Origin of the sequence: Xanthocytophaga agilis (genome assembly GCF_030068605.1) — a bacterium.
In the GTDB taxonomy this organism is placed as follows: Bacteria; Bacteroidota; Bacteroidia; order Cytophagales; family 172606-1; genus Xanthocytophaga; species Xanthocytophaga agilis.
The window spans coordinates 678,188-702,348 of the sequence record NZ_JASJOU010000001.1 but is presented as its reverse complement, the minus strand read 5'-3'; the positions used below and the strand labels follow the sequence as shown (position 1 = coordinate 702,348).

Sequence of the window (24,161 nt, the reverse complement as noted above, 5' to 3'; positions counted from 1 at the left end):
GATTTTTAAACTATCTCAACGATTTTTTTGTCTTTAAAACAGGTAATTGCCCAAAAGATATTCAATATTTGCAAACGATTTTTTTCTGATTCATCTTTTTACCTCTAAACAGTACAACACATAAACCAATACAACACATGAAAAAGACAACTTTCCTATTGCTATTTACCCTATTTGTCGGCATAACAATTACGAATGCTCAGGACATGACAGAGAAAGATGTTCCAGGTCCGGTAATGACTGCATTCAAGAAAAAATATCCTTCTGCCACAGATACCAAATGGAAGAAAACTAAAAATGGTAAACTTGAAGCTGACTTTAAGTTATCAGACAAAAAAGCAGAAGCAAAGTTTTCACCAGAAGGTGCCTGGTTAGAATCTAAACAACGCATTGGCAAAGCACAGGTTCCTGCTAAAATCATTGATTATGTGAAGAAAAACTATGCAGGTTACGAAATTGACAAAACGGAATTTCAGGAAGAGAGCAAAGACAATAAAAAAGAATATGAAGTCGTGATTAAAAAAGACCAGATTAAAGAAGAACTGAAATTTGATGCTCAGGGAAATTTTGTCAAAAAGAAGGATAAGAAAGATAAAAAAGAACAGAAAGAAGGATAAAATACGCCTATACATATCATGCACCTCTTGTATACTCCTCTAAGATGAAAATATCTGAACTATATTCAGATTGGTAATATACAGATTAGCAACCGGAAAAAAATACCTCAACAAGGGAAGTGAACAAAAATCAAATTACTTTGAAAAATGACTGGAATTCCAGTCATTTTTTGTTTTGACCAGAACACTAGTCACTTTCCAAAAATATTTAAACTCTTTTCATTTTTAACTTTGACTGGAAATATGTTCATATTCGCCAGTGACTGGAGTTCCAGTCACATTTTAGAAATATCCGAATACCAGTCAATTTATCAGCCAACCATACTTTCAGTTAGCCGACAAAGAAATATAACAAAAAATCTACCTAGTACCTCCCTTCAATCATTTGCCTCTCCAATAAGACAATTCGATAGACTTACTAACTTTTTAAATTTTTTCTGCCTTATCTCATTCTTATTTGAGCTTCTTCCAACGAAATCAGGTCTTAACATACTAGATCATTCATGCTCAATAAACTTGTAAAAACAGGTTTATGGGTAAAAAGGTACAGAAATAACCACTCTTTCACAGTCCAATTGCACAGGTACACTTTTTTCATACACATCACTAAATCATAAATATCTCATACACAAACTCATAAGAAAACTTTAAAACTTAGCTACTATGTTTAACACAAAATCAATCGGTATGCAGTCAGTGTCCGGATCAGCAATGAAACACACACGTGATATCAAAGAAAATCTTATTCGGGCTGGAATTGCGACAAAAGGAGTTGTTTACTGCCTGGCAGGTATATTAACCACACTTTCAGCATTTAATCTGGGAGGAGAGAAAGCAGACACAAAAGATTCTATCAAGTTTCTGGCAGGTCAACCTTATGGCTATATTCTATTAGGACTTATAGCAATTGGATTACTGGGGTATTCTTTCTGGCGACTCTATCAGGCTATAAAAGATCCGGAAAGTAATGATCGTTCAGGTAAACGAATGATCACTCGTGTTGGTTATGCTATCAGTGGTTTATTTTATGCCTCACTTTGCTATTATACTATTCGAATTATCATAAATGGAAATACATCTGATAGTGGTTCATCACAACAAGGTATGGTAGCTAAAGCACTGGAAGTACCTGCAGGAAAATGGATTGTAATGTTAGCAGCAATTATTTTCTTTGGTAAAGCGATTCATCAGTTTTACAAAGCCTATACTGAAAAATTTGCCAAGAAAGTAAAAGATGGAGCACTATCAGCCAAAGCGAAAGAAATATTTCGTACAGCAGGTAAAATTGGATATGTCGCCAGAGGGGTTGTGATCTGTATTATTTCGTACTTTTTATTTAGAGCAGCTATCGAAGCTAACCCACAAGAAGCAGGTGGATCAGGAGAAGCACTTAGCTTTATCGAAAACCAAGCTCCTTTTGGCTCTATATTATTGGTGATAGTGGCGTTAGGATTGGTAGCCTATGGAGTATACATGTTTGTGAAAGCAAAATACCGCGACTTAAGTGCTGTTTAAATTAAAGTAATCATAATAACAAAGAAGCCAGGGTGAGTACTCTGGCTTCTTTATTTATACAATTCATAAGGAAAGTATAAAATATTCTAATCATCCACCTAGAAACAGATCTCAATTAAACAAAAGTCAATCTGAACGGTAAATCAGAATCAGCAGGGCTGTTGTTAAAATCATTTACAGCCATTTACATTCTTAACACAGTATATTTTTTCGGGCAAACTGATATTCATATTACAGGCCCTAAGATCATCTTTATTACAAACATCCTCAAAACTTTTTGCTCGTCTTTCAATGACAAAAGAAATCATTGAACCTGTTCTGATATTAGCTGGTAAATTTGTAGCAACTACATTATCCCATACTTTATTACCATAGCGCCATGTGGTACCAATCGTAGACTTCTCCATTTGGACAAATCGTAAACCCGCACAAGCATCATAAATGACAGTCCCTCTAACACAATGATCAGGATTCATAGATTCCTTTTCACAATTCATATTTACAAACAGGAAACTATTAAAGATAAGAGTTAATGTAGTTATCGTTTTCATTCTTGTCAGAAGGATTTTAAGTGAATAGTTATTCTTACTTTGGAATGTATGATTGTATTCTTATGGACACTTCTTTTCAGAAATTATCTGCATTCACAAGAAAAATAATTTTTCACTCAATCAAATGTTCCTTCAGATACAAATAAGCTTTCCTCAATCCATGTCTCTGTCAGAATATAAAATATGGCTGGAGGCTTCCACTCACCTATATTCTCCAACCGAAAATCATCTTTTCTAAAAAAAATTTCGGTTTTAGTGCAACCTTTATTGTGGCTTTTGCATCTCATCGGAATAACAGACAATAAAATACTGTTCTCATCCAACACAATCGTTTTTTCATCCTGTTTTCTAACCAGTCATCCAAATAGAAAACAGTCTATCCAAAAACAAAATTTCACTATTGTAAACCCACTACCTTGCATTACATAATATTTATTCTAAAAATGGGTTACCATAGTTTTTTATTTCCATAAAGGATAAATCAGCAGCTAAAAATAGTCTAACATACATGTCTTATCACACTACTGACTATGATAAAACTACGTAACATCCACAAGTACTACTCACTGGCACAGAACAAAATGCATGTATTAAAAGGCATAGATCTAACCATTGAGGAAGGAGAACTCGTATCAATAATGGGATCATCAGGTTCTGGAAAATCCACCATGTTGAATATTCTGGGAATTCTGGACAACCATGATGAAGGAGCCTATTCATTAGCAGGACAATTGATTGATAAAAACTTATCACAGGCCAAAGCCGCTTACTACCGCAATCAGTTTATTGGATTTGTATTTCAGTCATTCAATCTGCTTTCGTTCAAAAATGCAATGGAGAATGTTGCATTGCCCTTGTACTATCAAAAAGTCAGCCGCAAACAACGCAACAAACTGGCATTGGAATACCTTGATAAAGTAGGTTTACGGGAATGGGCTGAACATATGCCTAACGAGATGTCAGGTGGTCAACGTCAACGGGTTGCAATTGCAAGAGCTCTTATCTCCAAACCGAAAGTAATTCTGGCTGACGAACCTACAGGAGCCTTGGATACCCAAACATCCTATGAAGTGATGGAACTGTTTAAAGATGTAAACCGCCAAGGCATGACTGTCATAATTGTAACCCACGAACACGATATTGCAGAGCAAACGGACAGAGTTATCCGCCTCAAAGACGGACTCATACTCAGTGATGGTAAAGCTCATGAAATGGCCACACACGAATCTGCTATTGCGATCGAAACCGCTATTAAATAATCTGCACCCAGCTACAGGGTCTTCACAAACCCTGTAGCGTTTCTATCACAAACACTACATCTATGAAACCGACACTCTTTCTCTTCACATTTGCATTTGTTCTCTTATCAGCCTCATTTGTTCAGGCACAAAGTCCTGCCTTACAAAAAAACACACAATGGCTGGAGAAAATGCTGAATACATTAGTAAAAGAAGACAATAAAAAATCAGGTGAAAAAGAAACCAAGCCTGATTTTAAATTTACCAATTGCCAGATGGCAATGAATGTGGTAACAGATAACAAAGAAGATAACTTTTCAATGGGATTTCATCTCAACTGGTTGTTAAAAGACGTCACTAAGGTAAGTTACAAAAAAGAAAAAGATGGTAACTACACCTTGATGCTCAATGTCCCTCCAGACAAAATGAAGATGGATATGGGCTTTGGCAATGACAATTCTATTTCAGGTTCTTTCAACATGAAAGACGAAAAAGGTAATAAAAAAGACGACGACAATACTTCCTTGAGTTTGTCTACCAAAGACGAAAAACTGGTGCAGGAAATGGTGCGTAAATTCGAAGAATCTATCAAACTCTGTAAAGGCTCCTGATAGATTAATCTACATTCTTCAATCTACTACTCTTCAAAATAAAATCTAAAAATCTCTTTCCTTCATAAGAGTCAGAGGGAGGTATTCTATGTTTGATTTAGATAAATGGCAGGAAATTCTCGCTACTATGAGCAAGAATAAACTGCGTACGATATTGACGGCATTTGGTGTATTCTGGGGGATATTTATGCTGGTGGTGTTGCTGGGTGCAGGAAATGGGATGCAGCATGGCATTGAACGGGAATTTGCTGATGAAGCCAAAAACAGTCTTTGGATCTGGGGTGGCAAAACATCCCTTCCATATAAAGGAATGAAGCCAGGTCGTGAGGTAATATTCACCAATGATGACGCTCAATCTATCAATTATCAGGTTGATGGAGTTGAAAAGCTGGCCCCTCGAACATTTTTCTGGGGTGAATATACAATCAGTTATAAAGATAAAAATGGCTCATACCAGATACATGGGGTAAATCGCGATTACCTGGATATTAATGGTTCTAAAATCGCAGCAGGTCGCAACCTCAATCCATTGGATATGAAAGAACGTCGCAAGGTGATGGTGATAGGCAAACGGGTAAAAGAAGTACTATTTGGAGCAGATGTGCCACTGGATGAGGTAGTAGGAAAATATGTTAAAGTGATGGTACTTAAAGAAAAGAAGAAAGAAGAGACAACCACTACCACAACCAATACTGCCAATACCCAAAAAACAGATTCCAATAGAGTTGCAGGAATTTATTTTCAGGTTGTGGGTGTCTTTACTAATAAAGCCGAACAAGGTCGACTGGAAGAACGTTCGGTTATGCCGATTACGACACTGCAAAGTACCTTTAACTTATATAATCGTGTACATACCATGGCCCTTACTACTGAAAAAGGCGTCCGGGTAAGCGAAGTACAAGGAAAGGTGAGGCAATTACTTGCTGGTAAACATCAGTTTGATGTTAAGGATGAAGAAGCAGTCAACCTTAACAACAACGAAGAAAACTTTGAACGATTCATGGGCTTGTTTGATGGCATTGCTGCTTTCGTATGGTTTATCAGCATGTGTACCCTGATTGCCGGTATTGTGGGGGTTAGCAATATCATGCTCATTATTATCAAAGAACGAACAAAAGAGATCGGGATTCGAAAAGCAATAGGTGCTACTCCCTTTTCTATTGTGAGTCTGGTAATTCAGGAATCAATCATTATCACCTCTGTAGCCGGTTATCTTGGATTCCTGGCAGGTGTTGGAATGCTTGAACTCATAGGTTATTTTATTACACAAGCTAAAAATGAGATTCGTTATTTCACCTATCCGGTAGTCAATCTCAATCTGATTTTTATTGCAATTGGTGTATTGGTAGTTGCAGGTGCATTAGCAGGATTATTTCCTGCCATGAAGGCAGCGAATATCAAACCGATTGAAGCTTTACGAGCAGATTAGTATCTTTCCTACCCTTACCCTTCTATTCAGAAATAAAATGATAAACGTGTTTTTACCAGTGTTAACTCGTTCCCTATATAGGAATGAACAGAAAGGAGCTGGTTATGTTTGATATTGACAAATGGCAGGAAATTTATTCTACCATCCGCAAAAATAAACTACGCACTATACTTACCGGATTGGGTGTTGCCTGGGGTATTGGTATGCTGGTAATTCTGCTTGGAAGTGGCCGTGGATTTGAAAATGGCATAGAAGGGCAATTTGATGTAGCCAAAAATGCCATTTTTGTTTGGGGTCAACGCACCAGTATGGCCTACAAAGGTCTTCAGCCAGGTCGATTTGTTCAGTTTAACAATGACGATGTAGATGCTATTCGCAACAATATTCCTGAACTGGCAGTAGTAGCACCGCGATTGAATCTGGGAGGTAGCTTTGCTGTAGTGTATGAGCAAAAAAGTGCTTCGTATGAAGTATATGGCGACTATCCGGACTTCTTTAAGGTACGCCCTTACAGTATGATTCAGGGACGATACATCAACGAAAAAGATATCCAGGATAGACGTAAAGTAGCCGTGATTGGTACAACAGTAAAGGATGTTTTATTTGGGAAAGACGAGAATCCAGTAGGCAAGTATATCAAGATCAGAGGTATCCCCTTTCTTGTAATTGGTGTCTATACCATGCGAAGTACACAGGCAGAAGAAGTAATGCAGGCATCTAAAGAAATATTTGTATGTAATACCGCTTTGCAGCAAACTTTTAATCTGGTTAATAAAATTGGTTGGTTTGCTTTTGTCCCCAAACAAGGTGTTCCGGCAGCAGGTGTAGAACAAAAGATTAAACGCCTTTTAGCGAGCAGACATCGTATACACCCAGATGATATTCGGGCAATCGGCTCAGCAAATGTCGAGGAAGAATACATGCAGGTTCAGGGATTGTTTATGATTATTCGCTCTTTCAGCTGGTTTGTAAGTATATTCACCATCATTGCAGGTGTCATTGGAGTAGGTAATATTATGTTGATAGTAGTTAAAGAACGAACAAAAGAGATTGGCATTCGAAAAGCATTGGGAGCTACTCCATGGTCTATCATTAGTATGATTTTACAGGAAACAATAGTAATTACCACCGTTGCCGGATATATGGGTTTATTAGCCAGTACAGGTATTATTGCAGGTATTAACTACCTTCTTAAAAAGAATAATGCGGAAGGAGGATTTTTTGCTAATCCGGAAGTTGATCTTACAATGGCACTTACAGCTACAGCTGTTCTGATCATAGGTGGTGCCCTAATTGGTATGGTACCAGCTACCAAAGCTGCTGCGGTAGATCCTGTGGTTGCGTTACGAGATGAATAAGCAACTATCTAAAATCAGGCCTTCCAGAGTAAAGACCTGATTTTAGATAGATCATTGACCCATTCAACCACTCATCAATTAATCATTTCGACAACCCATTTCATTGATAACTTTGACAAGCCATTAACTATTTTCAGTGACTATGAAACGCATCATTTACAGTATCTTAGGTTTAATAGTGGTAGGTGGATCTGTCTGGCTGGGAATTTATTTTTATAATAAATCCAAGACCACTCCAACAGTCTATAAAACAGAAAAACCGTTTGTAACCAGCATTACGAAGAAAACAATAGCAACAGGTTCTATCGTACCTCTGAAAGAAGTAAATATAAAGCCACAGGTTTCAGGTATCGTAGAGGAATTATTTGTAGAGGCAGGGCAAACTGTTAAATCAGGCCAGCCTATTGCCAAGATTAAGATTGTTCCTAACCTTGCCAATATTAACCAGGCTGAAAATACGCTCGAACAAGCTAAAATTCAGTTAAATGAAGCGAAAAAAGAGTTTGACAGATTTCAGCAGCTATATGATCAGAAAGTAGTAGCCGAACAGGAGTACCGCCGTTATCTGTCGGACTACAATCTGAAGAAGCAGGCAGTGGATGCAGCAGAGAACCAGTTACATATTCTGAAAAGTGGAAGTTCACTGCGCAAAAGTGAAATTTCCAATATTATCTATTCAACAATTAGCGGTATGCTGTTGGATGTACCTGTGAAAGTGGGTACTTCGGTAATCGAACGCAATAACTTCAATGAAGGTACTACCATTGCCACGGTAGCAGACATGAAAAGCCTGATCTTTGAAGGAGAAGTAGACGAAGCCGAAGTGGCTAAACTCAAAGAAGGAATGGAGTTAGCTATGACGATTGGTGCTATTGAAGACAAAAAATACCAGGCCAACTTGTATTATATCTCACCAAAAGGTATTACCAAGGAAGGAGCTATCAAGTTTCAGATAAAAGCACGGGTCGTATTACCAGAAAATGAATTCATTCGTGCAGGCTATAGTGCCAATGCAGATATTGTTCTGGACAAAAAAGATCAGGTGCTGGCAATCAAAGAAAGTCTGTTACAATTCAAGAAAGACAGTGTGTTTGTAGAGGTAGAAACGGCTCCTCAGAAATTCGAAAAACGCATTGTTAAAACAGGCATTTCAGATGGCATAAATATAGAGGTAGTATCCGGCGTGAAAAAAGAAGATAAAATCAAAGTAAGCGAAACTGCTGCTAGTAACGGATAATAATATATAAAACCTTATTTTTCAGGTGTACGGAAACGGACAATTACGTTCAGATTCGTACACCTGTTTTTATTTATAGTACCCTTTACAGAGAAAATACGTACGTTTTTCATTTTGGCATATGGATTGGCATTATCAAAGTAGAGATGAGTGCACTTTCAATTTCCAAACCTATGCTCAAAAACTACATCGTCATTGGCCTACGCAATATATTCCGCAGTAAAGGCTATACTATTATCAATATATTGGGATTAGCTATCGGCATTGCTGCATGTCTGTTAATTTTTACCATTGTGCAGTTTGAAGTAAGCTATGATACATTCCACAAAAACTTCCACCGGATCTACCGACTGGCAACAGATCAAAAATATCCAAGTGGCGATATAGGACGTAATCCGGGCGCTCCTACCCCAGCACCTGATGCTTTACGATTGGATATGCCTCAAATCGAAAAAATAGCTTCTATAAACAGTATCTATGGAAGTCAGATCACACTGCTCGGCAATCAGCCAGAAGATAATCTTTCCCAAAAGAAATTTATAGAAGATATCGGAGTCGTTTTTATAGAACCTGCCTTTTTTGACATTTTTGACTCACAATGGCTTATAGGCAATGCTTACACAAGCTTAAAGGATCCAAACACAGTGGTTCTTACCCGTACCCAGGCTGAAAAGTATTTTACCAGATGGCAGGATGCTCCAGGTAACTATTTAAAACTTGACAATGCAATAACACTGAAAGTGACAGGTGTTATAGAAGATGCTCCTCAAAACACAGACTTTCCATTTAAAGTATTAGTCTCTTTTGAAACGTTTAAAACGTCCCCTACTCATGGCTATGTAAAAGATAACTGGGGTAGCACCAGCAGCAGTCACCAAGTATTTCTTCTGCTTCCTGAAAAATATTCAGTCAGCAATCTGGAGAAAGCCTTACAGAAATTTAGTGATAAACACTATTCTAATACAGGCAATGCAAAAACGATTCACAGATTATTACCACTGAGTGAAAACCATTTTGATACCCAGTATGAAAATCTGGGTGATCATATGACCAGCAAAAGCACATTACTTACACTCTCATTTATTGGTATTTTGATTCTGGTAATGGCTTGTATCAACTTTATCAATCTGGCAACAGCTCAGGCAGTAAACAGATCCAAAGAGGTTGGAATACGCAAAGTATTGGGAAGTAACAGATTGCAACTGATCGGACAGTTTCTGGGAGAAACGACTCTTATTGTCATATTTGCAATGGTTATGGCAATTATTCTGGCGCGTCTGGCACTTCCGTTTCTACGTGAAATATCTAATGTACCAGAAAATATACCTTTCCTTCAGAATCCTATTATCATTGCGTTTATCATTCTGGTCACCCTTATTGTTAGCTTGTTGTCTGGTATTTACCCAGCTATTATTTTATCTGGTTTTGAACCATCTCAAGCACTTAAAAATAAAATTACCACCCGTAATATTGGTGGCATTCCATTACGCAGAGGATTGGTGGTACTCCAGTTTTCCATTTCTCAGGTTCTAATCATTGGTACACTGATAGCCATTACTCAAATGAATTTTATCCGGGATCTGGATCTCGGTTTTACCAAAGAAGCTGTCTATGTTGTTAATATCAATCCGGATGATAGCCTGAATCGGACTCATTTTGAAGGATTTAAGAGAGAATTGCTTCAAAATCCAGCTGTAGTATCAGTCAGTCTTGCCAATGATCCCCCCTCATCCAATAACAACTGGGGACGCAACTTTTCCTATAACAATTCAGCTACAGATGCAGACTTTAATACTTTCGTTAAATATGCTGACTACGATTACTTCAAAACCTATGGGCTCAAGTTTGTAGCAGGAAAAGGATATTCTAAGAGTGATACAGCAAAAGAAATCGTAGTAAATGAAACATTGCTCCGAAAACTAGGAGTAAAAGACCCTCAGGAAGCCATTGGCAGAACCTTACGTATGGGTAGGGAATCCTGGAAACCTATTGTAGGAGTTGTAAAAGATTTTAAAGCCAATTCTGCAAGAGACGAGATGAAACCTATGGTTATCATAGCCTCCAAACGAAACTTCTATACAGCCGGTGTTAAGATACATCCAAATCACCTGCATCAGACAGTTGATCAGATAAAAGCTATATGGGAGAAGAACTTTGGTGCGTATGTGTTTCAGGGACATTTCTTTGATGAAACTATTGAACACTACTATCATCAGGAAAATCAATTGGCACTTTCCTATAAAATTTTTGCTACACTAGCCATTTTTATTTCCTGTCTGGGATTATATGGACTTGTCTCATTCCTAGCAGTTCAGAAAACAAAAGAAATCGGTATCCGAAAAGTGCTGGGAGCTTCAATAGTTAATATCATTGGATTATTATCTAAAGAATTTATCATTCTAATTGCTATTGCCTTTGCCCTTGCTATTCCTGTTGCCTATTATCTGATGAGCAACTGGCTGGACAATTTTGTATATCGTATTTCAATGGGTGTTGGAGCATTTGTGATTGCCATCATTATTACGCTGTTGATTGCATGGATTACACTCAGCTATCGTGCAGCCAAAGCTGCCCTCGTTAATCCGATAAAAAGCCTTCGATCTGAATAAGGGCTGATTAACATCCAGAGTAAAGCCTATATATAAAACAACTTAAGTCCGATATAAGTGGAGTATAGGCACTGCACTTATATTGGACAAAATAGAATGAATTCTTCCAGACTAAACACTCTCCACACATGGCACATATAGCGATTCCTATCCCTTCCACTCCAGGCAAACAAGAGATTGAAATAGAAGTAAGCATCAATGGTCAGAAACAACAACTTCATTATCGGATAGAATTATTCTACTGGGATGAGTGTGATGTACCTGTTATAGACAGAGCAGAATGTATCCGACATATGTTGCAGCATTACGACCAAGACTGGACCCTCTATTACATTGGATCTCCAACTCAGAAATTTGTGCCTATCACTTTTGTAAAACGGGATGATTTGCACATTCAGCAAAAACTCATGACAGGGAAATAATATCTTTCACAATAAGTCTTTGGGATAGTAAGATAAGAATAGCAAATCCCATTCATTTTACATTGTTAGTATTCTACATCTTAGAATTTCCAACATACTACAACTTACCAACTTATGATTAAGAACTATATTACCATCGCAATCCGGAATCTATCCCGACACAAAGCATTTTCGTTTATAAATGTCATTGGATTGTCCATAGGTATTGCCGCCTGTCTGCTCATATTACAATATGTTGACTTTGAGTTAAGCTACGATAACTTTCATACCAAGGGAGACCGTATATACCGCATCAAGCAAGATCGTTACAATGAAGGAAAGCTTTCTACAGAATGGGCCGCCGGAGCCTTTGCAGCAGCCAACTCCTTTAAGGATGCATTCACCGAAATAGAAGATTATGTGAAGCTAGTCAGAACAGGGACTAAAATTGTAAATAGAGATGGGAATATCATTAAAATTGAAAGAGTATACTTTGCCAGTAAGTCTTTTTTTACACTTTTCTCTTACCCATTACTAAGCGGTAATGCAAAGACAGCCTTACAAGAACCCAATACAGCTGTCATTTCAGAGTCTCTTGCTCAAAAATTATTCGGTACAACCAATCCTATGGGTAAGGATCTTAGATTGAATCAGGATCGTCTCTTTAAAATTACAGGGGTTTTCAAAGATCTTCCGGATAATACCCACCTGAAAGCAGATATGTTGCTTTCTTATGAAACATTTATCAATCAGATTAAACCCAATACTCCCGAAACAGCCTGGCAATGGGATGGTTGTCTCAGTTACCTGTTACTGAAACCAGGAACAGATCCCAAAGCCTTAGAAAAAAAGTTTCCGGGTGTAGTAGACAAACTGGCAGGAGAAGATCATAAAAAATACAATTCAGCGGCAATCTATCTGCTTCAGCCGTTAAAAGACATCCACCTCTATTCTCACTATATGATGGAAGCCGAGGCCAATGGAGATGGGACTACAGTATATCTACTATTGGGTATCGCCTTTTTTATAGTTGTGATTGCATGGGTCAATTATATCAATCTGGCAACTGCCAGAGCGATAAATCGGGCAAAAGAAGTCGGTGTACGCAAATCTGTGGGATCACAACGATCTCAATTGGTTACACAATTTCTTTTTGAATCTGCATTATTAAATGGTTTGGCTGTTATACTGGCACTGGGACTGGTTGTTCTGGTACTACCTTTATTTAATGCATTATCAGGTCAACATCTGAGTATTTCATTGCTTATCAGTGGTACATTCTGGCTCTCTCTATTGATATTGTTAGTTGTAGGTACATTCTTCTCTGGCCTCTATCCTGCTTTTGTACTTTCAGCATTTAAACCTGTTGCCGTTCTTAAAGGCCGCATGGTAACTACCCGTCAGGGAATTGCCTTACGAAAAGGCTTGGTTGTGTTTCAATTTGCAGCTTCTCTGTTTTTGCTGGTAGGTACCGCTACCGTATTCCGGCAAATTCAGTTTATGCGGGAGCAGAAATTAGGTATGAATATTGATCAGACCCTGGTTATCAATCCTCCTATTATCGGTACTGACTCCACGTACATGCGTAAACTGGAAGCATTTAAGAATGAGTTATTGCGTCAGTCTACCATCAAGAGCATAACAGCATCTACAACCATTCCAGGTCAACCAGTAGACTGGAATGCAGGTGGAATAAAGTTGCATGGTGCAGACGAAAAACAAGGTAAACAATATCGGGTTATTGGAGTGGATTATGATTATCTGAAAACCTATGATCTGAAAATAGTAGCAGGTCGTAACTTTGCCAAAGACTTCGGTACAGATCCCAAAGCGGTTATGCTCAACAAAATGGGTATCCAGCAGCTAGGTTTTACAGATCCTAAACAAGCAATTGGAAATCAGATCGACTTTTGGGGAGAAGTATATACCATTGTGGGTATAGTAGATAATTTCCATCAGCAATCTTTGCGCGAAACCTATGAACCACTTGTAATACGCCTTATACCGGATGTACGTGGATACTTCTCTATCAAGCTGGAGGCCAATCAGATCAATGCTTCTATTGCCTCTATCCAAAGTAGCTGGAAACAATTTTTCCCAGGTAATCCGTTTGAGTATTTTTTCCTGAATGAACATTTCAATGAACAATATAAGGCTGATCAGCGGTTTGGACAGGTATTTGGATTTTTCACCTCTCTGGCTATACTGGTTGCCTGTCTGGGATTGTTTGGATTAGCCATGTTTACAACAGTCCAACGTACGAAAGAGATAGGTATACGAAAAGTACTGGGAGCCTCCATCCCTGAAATACTCCAACTTTTATATAAGGAGTTTGCCATATTGATTCTGATCGCCTTTGTTGTCTCTGTTCCTTTTATCTGGTATACAACCAATCGATGGCTGGAGACATATGCATTCCGGACAGACTTGTCCTGGTGGATAGTTGTGGGAGCAGGTGTTACTACATTACTAATAGCGTTGTTAACGGTCAGCTTTCAGGCAATCAAAGCAGCATTGGCAAATCCGGTTACATCATTACGTACAGAATAATTGTCAGGCATGGTCTTACAGAATAGACCATGCTATTTTTTAGTACTTCATACAACATTGACTCTCTTTTCCTATGATTCGCAACTATTTCAAAATAGCGCTACGTAATCTGCAACGAAATCGTACCTATACATTCATCAATGTGCTGGGGCTGGCACTTGGTATTTGTTGTAGTCTGCTAATCTTTACATTGGTTTACTACCATCTGCGCTTTGATACATTCCACAAAAACCCAGACCGGATTTATCGTATTGTAACAGAGTTCAACTCAGATGGTCCAGACTTCACGCCAGGTGTTCCTAATCCACTGGGGAAAGCATTTCGGAATGATGTTGCCCTTGCAGATAAAGTTGCCCGGGTACTTACATTTGATGAACAACTGATTACTTTACGCGACAACAATCAAATCAAAAAATTTACAGAGTCCGAAGGTATTTCATTTGTAGAACCGGAATATTTTGACATTATGAATTTCCCTCTGGTTCAGGGCAATGCCAAACAAGCATTACAAAATGTGTACAGTGTTTTATTAACTGAGCGACTAGCTAAGAAATATTTTTCAGAGGATAATCCCATTGGAAAAACCATTCGTTTGGATAACCGGACAGAGTGCAAAATCACAGGTATATTAAAAGATCTACCCAAAAACACAGATCGTAAGACGGAGATTTATATCTCATATGAAACTGTGAAAAAACACTTTGATGGGATGACAAAAAGAGAGGATCGGTGGGGGTCAACGTATAGTGGTATGCAATGTTTTATACGATTAAATCCCAATACATCTCCAAAAGCAGTTTCCAAAGTATTTCCAGCTTTTATTCAAAAGTACCATAGCAAGAAAGATGCAAAGATTGTTCAGTATCACCTGCAACCACTGGCAGATATTCATTTTGATAGTAAGTATGATGGTAAAGTTGAAAAGAAATACTTATGGGCAATTGGTTGTATTGGTGTATTTCTGATTATCACTGCTTGTGTCAATTTTGTAAATCTGGCAACGGCTCAGGCACTAAAACGTTCTAAAGAAATCGGAATCCGTAAAGTACTGGGAAGTGTACGAACTCAACTCTTCTGGCAGTTTATTGCAGAGACAGGGTTTGTTACTGTTCTTGCATTTTTGGTTGCTTACCTAATGGCACTGCTTGCCCTACCTTCTGTCAACGACTGGTTTGGCACTCAGCTTACTCTAAATCTTGTTGAAAATCCGCAACTACTTATATTCATTCCATTACTTGCAATTACTGTCGTATTTTTATCAGGTTCATATCCTGGACTTATTCTATCTGGTTTTCAACCTATTCTAGCTCTGAAAGGAAAATTAACACAACAACAGATTGGTGGATTTTCACTGAGACGCACATTGGTGGTAGCTCAATTTACCATTTCCCAAATGCTCATCATTGGAACTATTGTAGTTGCCAGTCAAATGCTTTATTTTAAACAAACCAATCTGGGTTTTAGCAAAGATGCCATAGTCATGCTTTCGATTCCGTCAGAAGATGTAGTGAAGATGAATTCGTTGCGAAATCGGCTAAGCCAGATAGCAGGTATTCAAAATGCCTCTTTATGTTTTGAAGCACCTGCCTCTGAAAACAATAACGAAACAGATTTTAACTACGACAATCGTCCTGAAGCAGAGCATGTAAGTGTATATACAAGACCTGCAGATAGCCAGTATTTATCTACATTCGACATAAAGTTGGTAGCAGGACGCAATATTTATCCAAGTGATACTACCCGTGAATACCTGGTCAATGAGACCTTTATAAAAAGGCTCAATCTTAAATCACCCCAGGAAGCTATCGGGAAAAATCTGGAATTATGGGGAAAGACAGCACGTATTGTAGGTGTAGTCAACGATTTTCACAATCTCTCCTTTCACGAAGATATTAAGCCGATCTGTATTATGTCTCAAGCAGATAGATATAATAATTGCGCTGTTAAAATAAATGTTGCTCAAACTAAAACCTTATTGCCTGAAATTGAAAAAATATGGAATGAAACCTATCCCGACTTTCTCTATCAGTACGAGTTTCTTGACGAACGTATCGGCAATTTTTATAAACAGGAAGACACCTTGTTTAATCTGATTCAGGTATTTGCAGGTATTGCTATTTTTATCAGTGGGTTAGGATTATATGGATTGGTTTCATTTATGGCAGTTCAGAAAACAAAGGAAATTGGTATTCGAAAAGTATTGGGAGCCAGCAGTCAACAGATACTGGGACTTTTCGGGAAAGAATTTGTCAGACTGGTAGTAATAGCTTTTGTAATTTCAGCACCCATTGCCTGGTGGATAATGAACAACTGGTTGCAAGACTTCAAATATAAAATCACCATTGGACCAGGAATATTTGTAATCGCCATTGTTTGTACCCTATTCATTGCTCTTATTACTGTTGGCTATCGGTCAATGAAAGCCGCATTTGACAACCCGGTTAATTCATTGCGATCTGAATAACCTGTATTGTGAATAACAACCTCTATCAATTGCCAACAATAGAAAGAGGTTAGGTTCTTATCAACAACCCTTCAACTACTTTTGCTTATGCTACATAGCTACTTTACCATTGCATTTCGAAGTCTTTGGAAAAACAAAGCATTTTCTCTGATCAATATTTCAGGTTTATCACTGGGTATAGCTACTTTTTTATTGATTCTCGAATACATAAGCTTTGAGCAGAGTTTTAATGCATTCCATACCAAGCTACCTCGGTTATACAGAGCATTGTATGAAGCAAGTAGCACAGGGAAGACAGAAACATGGGATTTTTTGCCACCAGGCCTCGCTCCTATTTCAAAAGACCGAATCAGCGACATACAGTCTTATTGCAGGATCGCTAATAATGGCATGGGAACTGGTATTGTCACTTATTCAGCTAATGACAAAAACACATCTCCGAAATTATTCAGAGAAGAAGATGTATTGTATGCAGATGGTACTTATTTTGAGCTATTTACTTTTCCGATAGTACAAGGTATATCAAACTCATTAAATCAACCAAATACAGTAGCTATTTCAGAATCCTATTCCCTTAAATACTTTGGAAAAGAATCTGCAATTGGAAAAATATTGACACTAAATAATCAGTTTGGCAAACACAACTATACAGTGAGTATTGTCTTTAAAGACATTCCAGCCAATTCGGATCTACAATCCAATATAGTATTATCGTTGCAGACACTGGTCAATCCTGCCAATCTGAACGGAAATGATTGGGCCAAACCGGATGGATTGAGTAGTCAATGTATGAGTATATTCTATCTATTGCAGGAAGATGCAGACTATAAAAAAGTTGAACAAAAAATAAATACTCTTAATAAGCAATTACGACCTACTGATCAGGAAATACTTCGCCTGCAACCAGCAGAAAATATTCATCTGGCACAATCACTTAATGACTACTACATTACTACAGGGAACCTGGGTTTCATCTATCTTTTGGGAGGTATTGCTATACTTATTTTATTTATTGCATGGTTCAATTATATAAACCTCTCCACAGCAGGATCTCTGAAACGAGCCAAAGAAGTGGGAGTACGAAAAGTAATGGGGGCTAGCCGCTCTCAACTCATACAGCAATTTTTAGGAGAATCTATCTTACTGAATATAAGCGGCTTCCTTTTGGCTCTGCTGCTGGTAGTAATAGTGCAGGATGTGTTTAATACAGTTATAGGAAAGCCCTTATCGCTACATACCATCCAAGAAGGATGGCTCTGGATACTTGGAATTACGTTACTTGTTACAGGTTCTCTTTTTTCAGGAGCTTACACAGCTTTTGTACTATCCTCTTTTCAACCCTTACAAACCTTGAAAGGCATATTTAGTAAGTCAGGTAAAGGTTTATTCATACGTAAGTCGCTGGTAGTGTTTCAGTTTAGTATCTCGATTGGTCTGATTGCTTCTACTATCATTTTGTTTGGGCAACTACAATACATGCAGAATACTCAACTGGGTATGAATCTGGAGCAATTACTTGCTTTTAAGGTAGAAGATGTAGAAAGGGACGGAACATTCAAACAAACCACAACTGTTTTTTTAAATCAACTAGCTCAACTACCTTATGTAAAAAGCTACAGTAATCCTGGCTGTATGCCTGGTAACTGGTACAACTATAATGCAAATGGTATTACGCGACTCAATCCCCGGCCACTTGATGAAAAAAAGTCCTACTCTATCGCTATTGTAGATGAGCACTTCATCGAAACGTTTGGTATACAGTTAGTGAAAGGCGAAAATTTCACTGCAGAACAGTGTGAAAAGAAATGGGATGATGTAGATAAAATTATAGTTAATGAGAAAGCAGCCCTTGAATTGGGATTTTTATCTGCAACAGAGGCAGTAGGCAAGAAAATAAAATGGGGAGAAAACAAACAATACGAAATTATTGGCCTGATCAAAGACTATCACCACAAATCGTTACAAGCCCCGATCGATCCGGTTATCTTCTATCCCCGACACAACGGAAAATATTTTGTAGTTCGTCTTACAACGCCTCAAATTCAGTCTAAAGTAGCAGAACTGGAAAAAATCTATAAGGATAACTTCAGTGGTAATCCATTTGAATACTTCTTTGTGGATGAAAATTATAACAAACAATACCAGACTGAACAGCAATACACACAGTTATTCACCCTGGCATCTTTTCTGGCTATTTTCATAGCCTGTCTGGGCTTATTTGGACTAGCAACATTTACTTCAGAACAACGCACCAAAGAAATAGGCATCCGAAAAGTATTAGGAGCATCCATTCAACAAATCCTGGCTCTGCTATCAAAGGACTTTGTCAGACTGCTACTAATAGCATTTGTTATTACTACACCTATTATCTGGTATGTAGCCAATGATTGGCTACAAAATTTTGCCTATCGTATCCAGGTATCCTGGTGGATTTTTGCATTGGCAGGAATTATTGCGTTTTCCATTGCCATTCTAACAATCAGTTTCCAATCAATAAAAGCTGCGTTGCAAAACCCAGTAAAAGCATTACGATCTGAATAATTTCAGCAATACATATTAATAGAATTCTTTCTCAAGTTTTACCATTTACCATTATGTTAAAGAATTATCTTAAAACAACCTGGCGAAACCTGATTCGCCATAAGCTATTTTCAACCATCAACATAGCAGGCTTGGGGATCGGATTTGCAGCAGTATGGTTAATGGTATTATTTGTGGCAGATGAATTAAGTTTTGATCAGTATCATACCAAAGCTGATCGGATTTATCGTGTAGTGCATTATGCACAATGGCCAGGAGGAAATCTGAAACTAGCTCCTACTTCTGCACCCTTTGCAGAAGCATTGAAACGGGAGTATCCGGAAATTGAACAAACTGTTCGTATTGTACCAGAGGGAGGCGGTATTATCCATCTGGGTGAAAAACAACTGGAAGTAAATGATATTTATTTTGCAGATCCTTCGGTTTTTGACATTTTTAGTATTTCATTTCTTTATGGAAATCCGAAAACAGCTCTGACACATGATAAATCCATTGTCATTACCAGAAGCCTGGCCGAGAAACTGTTTGGCGATGCATCCAAAGCATTAAATCAACCTATACAATTCTCTAATAACTTTGAGAATCTGGTCACTGGAGTAATAGAAGACATTCCAGCAAATTCACATTTGCAATTTAGTGCGCTTCGTTCGTTATCAACTAACTGGACTGATGGCTGGCAAAATTTCAGTCTATATACCTATATTTTGCTGAAACCTAACGCTAACGTACAAACACTAGAATCCAAGTTATCAGGCTTTTACCCCAAATACCTGAAAGGCGAGATGGGAACATTGGATTACCGAATGGAATTACAGCCCCTTACATCCATCCATCTACACTCCCATCTGGATTATGAAGCTGGCCCCAATGGAGATATAACAACTATCTACATCTTTATTCTGGTGACAGTACTAATCCTTGTAATTGCTTGTATCAATTATATCAACTTATATACAGCCAGATCTTCTACAAGAGTTCGGGAAGTAGGTGTACGGAAAGCAATAGGCTCTCCCCGTGCTCAGTTGGTACAACAGTTTTTATTAGAATCTAATCTGTTTACAGGTATTGCTGCTATCATTGGTTTTGTACTGGCAAACATCGCTCTTCCCTATTTTAATCAGCTAGCAGATAAAACACTGATTCTCTCTCAGTTTGGAGTAGCAACTACCATCGGTATTTTTATTTTATTTTCACTGTTGGTAGGTGTAGTAAGTGGCATTTATCCAGCATTACTACTTTCTAACTTTCATCCGGTTTCAGCACTCAAGAATCAGGTTTCAAAAATTGGAAAAGGAAGTAGTCTCAGAAAAACACTGGTAGTGTTTCAGTTTACAACCACTGTTATCATGATTGTAGGTTCGTTGGTAATTTATCTGCAATTACAGTATACATCTACAAAAAACCTTGGATTTAATAAAGATCAGGTTACTACATTTCATATTGACAATGAAGAAGTTCGCACACAAGTTAGTGCACTGAAACAACAACTACTGCAAAGCCCTCTAATAGAATCCGTAGCTTCTGCCAGTAACCCTATTGGCAATAATAACATTGGAACCAATGGAATATTTTTCGAACAAAACGGAGAGATGCCTACAAGCACTCAAGTTGTACAAAAATTTCTGGTAGATAGCGACTTTCTTCATACCTTAGAAATCAAACTCCTGAAAGGCAGAAACTTTTCACCAGACATTATCAGCGACCGGATGGAAGCCGTTCTGGTCAATGAGGCACTAGTCAAAAAAATGGGATGGCAGGAGCCTATAGGTAAACGAGTGAAATACTTTATAGATAATCAAGGGAACACACAGGATGCAAAAGTAATCGGAGTAGTCAAAGATTTTCACATTTACTCTCTCCAGCATAAAATTGAGCCTTTGGTACTCCAAATGCCTCCTCCATCAGAAAGAGACAATATTTATCTGCGCATTCAGCCAGACAAAACGCAGCAGGCGCTGGCATTTATAGAGAAGACCTTTCATGCCTTTGATCCATCAGCCCGTTTGAACTTTCATTTTCTGGATGATAACTTTTCCAAACAATACCAGACTGAACAAAAACAAGGAGAGGTATTATTTGTCTTTACCATACTCTCTATCCTGATAGCCTGTCTGGGTCTGTTAGGATTAGCAGCTTTTACGGCCGAACAACGAATCAAAGAAATTGGTATACGGAAAGTACTTGGAGCGTCTGTTTTAAGTATTGTAACATTATTATCTACTGATTTCCTAAAGTTGGTTGTCATTGCCATTGTAATTGCTACACCCATTGCCTGGTATGCAATTCAACAATGGCTGCAAAATTTTGCCTATCACTTTGCTGTATCAGGCTGGCTTTTCCTTATCTCAGGATTTGTCGTCATATCCATTGCCTTACTAACAGTAAGCATTCTGGCAATTAAGGCTGCAAGAGAGAATCCGGTTAAATCACTCCGATCTGAATAAGTAACTTCTACTCACCAAACTAAAGTATTTAAAACCATACACCATGTTCTCTAACTACTTTAAAATAGCCTTTCGCAGTCTAATCAAGCAAAAAACCTATACCCTTGTCAATATAACAGGGCTGGCGATTGGGCTTAGTGCTTGTTTGATCATTTACCTGATGGTAAGTTTTGAGCTTAGCTTTGATACATTTCACAAAGATCAGGACAGAATTTTCCGGGTTGTTTCTCACATAAATATTGCTAATAATGTCTACAAAAACAGTGGCATTTCAGCTCCCATCCCCTGGGCTATGCGAAGAGAATTTACTGGATTAGAAGTCGTAGCACCTTTTCATGTAAAACCCATTGATTATGTAATTGTCCCTCAATCCAATGGAAAAAACAAGGTTATAGAGGCAGATCAGAAATGGAAAAATCCCAATTCTCTGAATAGTATTCTAGCAGATGATGGTTATTTTAAACTATTTCACTATGACTGGGTAGGAGGAGATCCAACTTCTGCATTGAAGGAGCCATTCAAAGTAGTTCTGACAGAAGCAAAAGCTAGGATATACTTTGGCACGACAGACCCTGCCAATATCATTGGTCATTCGCTTATCTATGCAGATGATGAAGATACAGTAACGGTTACTGTATCCGGTATAATCAAGGCATGGACAGCAAACACGGATTTTCACTTCACAGATTTTATTTCATTTTCCACTATCGAAAAAACGAAATGGAATGAAAATGCAGGGCTCACTCAGTGGACCAATACCAACTCTACCTCTCAGGCGATAGTTAAACTGAGTAAAGGTACAACCACTGCACAGATTGAAAAACAATTCAGGCCATTGATGAAGAAATATGCCAGCAACTCTCCTAATAAATTTCAAAATCGTGATGCCAAAGATGAATTTATTCTTCAACCAATCTCTGATATTCATTTCAATAAAGAATATTATGGGGTTTACGTACGCTTAGCACATTTGCCAACTCTATATAGTTCACTAGGAGTAGCAGCCTTTCTGCTGATTATTGCCTGTATCAACTTTATAAACCTGGCTACGGCACAATCTGCGCAACGGGCAAAGGAAATAGGTATTCGCAAAGTGTTAGGCAGTACCCGTTTTAGCCTGATTATACAGTTTCTAAGTGAAACATTCCTGATCACCTTCTGTGCAATACTTTTGGCTATTATTATCACCCCTACTCTATTGTCAATCTATAAATCATTTATACCTTCTGGTGTCACCCTTGACATATTTAATCCAGTAGTTTTGTTTTTTCTGGCAGGAATTATCGTTTTCACAACCTTACTCTCCGGATTTTATCCAGCATTGGTCTTATCCTCCTATCTGCCAGTATTGACATTAAAAAATATAACTACAGGAAAATCAACCCGAAAGGCTACTTTACGAAAAGTGCTTATCATCTTCCAATTTACCATTTCTCAAGTTTTTATTATTGGTACCATTGTAATGGGATCACAGATTCACTACATGGTTACCAAAGACATGGGGTTCAAGAAGGATGAAATCGTCTATTTCAGAATACCCTGGAAAGAAAATCATCGTAAAAAGGAAGTTTTTCTCTCAAAACTCAGACAAATCCCTGAAATCCAATTAATCAGTCAGAGTGAACGTCCGGTTGTTACTGCTGGCAATAATACCTCTTCACTCACCTACCACAAAGGAAATAAACATATTGAGATAAATGTTGGACGACATAATATTGATGAAAACTTTCTCAGCTTATATGGTATAAAACTGCTGGCAGGAAGAAACATCCAAACCAGTGACTCAGCCAGAGAAGTCCTGATCAATGAAAACTATGCAAAAGCCCTCGGCTTTAAAACTCCATCAGAAGCAGTCGGGGAAATTGTCAATTATGGAGAAAATAACCCATTACCCATTATAGGTGTTGTAGCAGACTTTAATGTTGAACCCCTGCATAAAACTATTCAGCCTGTATTTTTAATGAGTGAAACCAGATATGTCTCTACAATCAATATAAGACTTATCACGAAAGGAAAGCAGGCACAAGAAATTCAGCCTACTTTGACAAAAATACAAGCCATATGGCAAGAAATATATCCTGCTGAAAAATTTGAGTATATGTTCCTGGATCAAGCTATTGCAGGATTTTACGAAAGTGAACAGAAAACAGCTACTATTATCAATACAGCAACAGGATTAGCCATCTTCATTGCTTGTATGGGTTTGTTTGGTCTGATTGCCTTTACCACCCAGCAACGTGCCAAAGAAATTGGTATACGTAAAATTCTAGGAGCGTCTGTACAACAGATTATAGCCCTTTTATCCAAAGACTTTTTACTCTTGGTTTGTTCAGCATTACTCATCGCTATACCGATTGCTTGGTATGCAATGAATAAGTGGCTCGCTGACTTTGCTTATCATATTGATATTTCCTGGTGGATCTTTGTTGTAGCAGGGATTGCAGCTATTGCTATAACACTTGTAACAATCAGCTATCAATCTATAAAAGCAGCACTGGCCAATCCTGTTCACAGCCTGAGAGATGAATAGAGTAAAAAGAGGATGTTATCATCCGCTTTTTACATAAAAGAATTTAGGATCTATCTATTGTCCCTT

The 24,161-nt window shown here is 38.0% G+C and carries 15 protein-coding genes; 14 read left to right on the top strand and 1 reads right to left on the bottom strand.

Going from position 1 to position 24,161, the window contains the following annotated elements; all coding sequences use genetic code 11:
* Nucleotides 1-137 precede the first annotated feature (137 nt).
* Entirely contained in the window at nt 138-617 is a 480-nt protein-coding gene (locus QNI22_RS02845; protein WP_314509092.1) for a PepSY-like domain-containing protein, read from the top strand.
* Between the two features lie 663 nt (nt 618-1,280).
* On the top strand, nt 1,281-2,132 hold the full coding sequence (locus tag QNI22_RS02840; RefSeq protein ID WP_314509091.1) for a DUF1206 domain-containing protein: 852 nt from the start codon (nt 1,281-1,283) through the stop codon (nt 2,130-2,132).
* Nucleotides 2,133-2,302: 170 nt separating this feature from the next.
* Here QNI22_RS02840 and QNI22_RS02835 read toward each other — a convergent pair whose 3' ends face one another.
* Nucleotides 2,303-2,683 carry a hypothetical protein gene (locus QNI22_RS02835; RefSeq protein WP_314509090.1) on the bottom strand — a complete coding sequence of 127 codons (381 nt, stop codon included), beginning with the start codon at nt 2,681-2,683 and terminating at the stop codon, nt 2,303-2,305.
* A 530-nt stretch (nt 2,684-3,213) separates the two neighbouring features.
* Between QNI22_RS02835 and QNI22_RS02830 the strand changes: the two genes are divergently transcribed.
* The 12 genes from QNI22_RS02830 (at nt 3,214) to QNI22_RS02775 (ending at nt 24,095) form a co-directional block, all read left to right on the top strand.
* Complete coding sequence (locus tag QNI22_RS02830; protein WP_314509089.1) at nt 3,214-3,942, top strand: ABC transporter ATP-binding protein; 729 nt, start codon at nt 3,214-3,216, stop codon at nt 3,940-3,942.
* Nucleotides 3,943-4,004: 62 nt separating this feature from the next.
* On the top strand, nt 4,005-4,532 hold the full coding sequence (locus tag QNI22_RS02825; protein ID WP_314509088.1) for a hypothetical protein: 528 nt from the start codon (nt 4,005-4,007) through the stop codon (nt 4,530-4,532).
* 88 nt (nt 4,533-4,620) lie between these two features.
* On the top strand, nt 4,621-5,961 hold the full coding sequence (locus tag QNI22_RS02820) for an ABC transporter permease (RefSeq protein WP_314509087.1): 1,341 nt from the start codon (nt 4,621-4,623) through the stop codon (nt 5,959-5,961).
* 83 nt (nt 5,962-6,044) lie between these two features.
* Nucleotides 6,045-7,319: an ABC transporter permease gene (locus tag QNI22_RS02815; protein WP_314509086.1), complete on the top strand. Its 1,275-nt coding sequence runs from the start codon at nt 6,045-6,047 to the stop codon at nt 7,317-7,319.
* A 142-nt stretch (nt 7,320-7,461) separates the two neighbouring features.
* A complete protein-coding gene (locus QNI22_RS02810) occupies nt 7,462-8,556 on the top strand; it encodes an efflux RND transporter periplasmic adaptor subunit (RefSeq protein WP_314509085.1) in 1,095 nt (364 codons plus the stop codon).
* 173 nt (nt 8,557-8,729) lie between these two features.
* Nucleotides 8,730-11,165 (top strand): ABC transporter permease, encoded by a 2,436-nt coding sequence (locus tag QNI22_RS02805; RefSeq protein ID WP_314509084.1) that lies wholly within the window; start codon nt 8,730-8,732, stop codon nt 11,163-11,165.
* Between the two features lie 128 nt (nt 11,166-11,293).
* Nucleotides 11,294-11,587 carry a hypothetical protein gene (locus tag QNI22_RS02800; RefSeq protein ID WP_313992609.1) on the top strand — a complete coding sequence of 98 codons (294 nt, stop codon included), beginning with the start codon at nt 11,294-11,296 and terminating at the stop codon, nt 11,585-11,587.
* 114 nt (nt 11,588-11,701) lie between these two features.
* The gene (locus QNI22_RS02795; RefSeq protein ID WP_314509083.1) at nt 11,702-14,116 is read left to right on the top strand and encodes an ABC transporter permease; all 2,415 of its coding nucleotides are present in this window, start codon (nt 11,702-11,704) and stop codon (nt 14,114-14,116) included.
* 73 nt (nt 14,117-14,189) lie between these two features.
* Entirely contained in the window at nt 14,190-16,580 is a 2,391-nt protein-coding gene (locus QNI22_RS02790) for an ABC transporter permease (protein ID WP_314509082.1), read from the top strand.
* Nucleotides 16,581-16,667: 87 nt separating this feature from the next.
* Nucleotides 16,668-19,121: an ABC transporter permease gene (locus tag QNI22_RS02785; protein WP_314509080.1), complete on the top strand. Its 2,454-nt coding sequence runs from the start codon at nt 16,668-16,670 to the stop codon at nt 19,119-19,121.
* 53 nt (nt 19,122-19,174) lie between these two features.
* Nucleotides 19,175-21,565, top strand: coding sequence for an ABC transporter permease (locus tag QNI22_RS02780; protein WP_314509079.1), 2,391 nt, complete (start codon nt 19,175-19,177; stop codon nt 21,563-21,565).
* Nucleotides 21,566-21,608: 43 nt separating this feature from the next.
* A complete protein-coding gene (locus QNI22_RS02775) occupies nt 21,609-24,095 on the top strand; it encodes an ABC transporter permease (RefSeq protein WP_314509078.1) in 2,487 nt (828 codons plus the stop codon).
* The last annotated feature ends 66 nt before the right edge of the window (nt 24,096-24,161 follow it).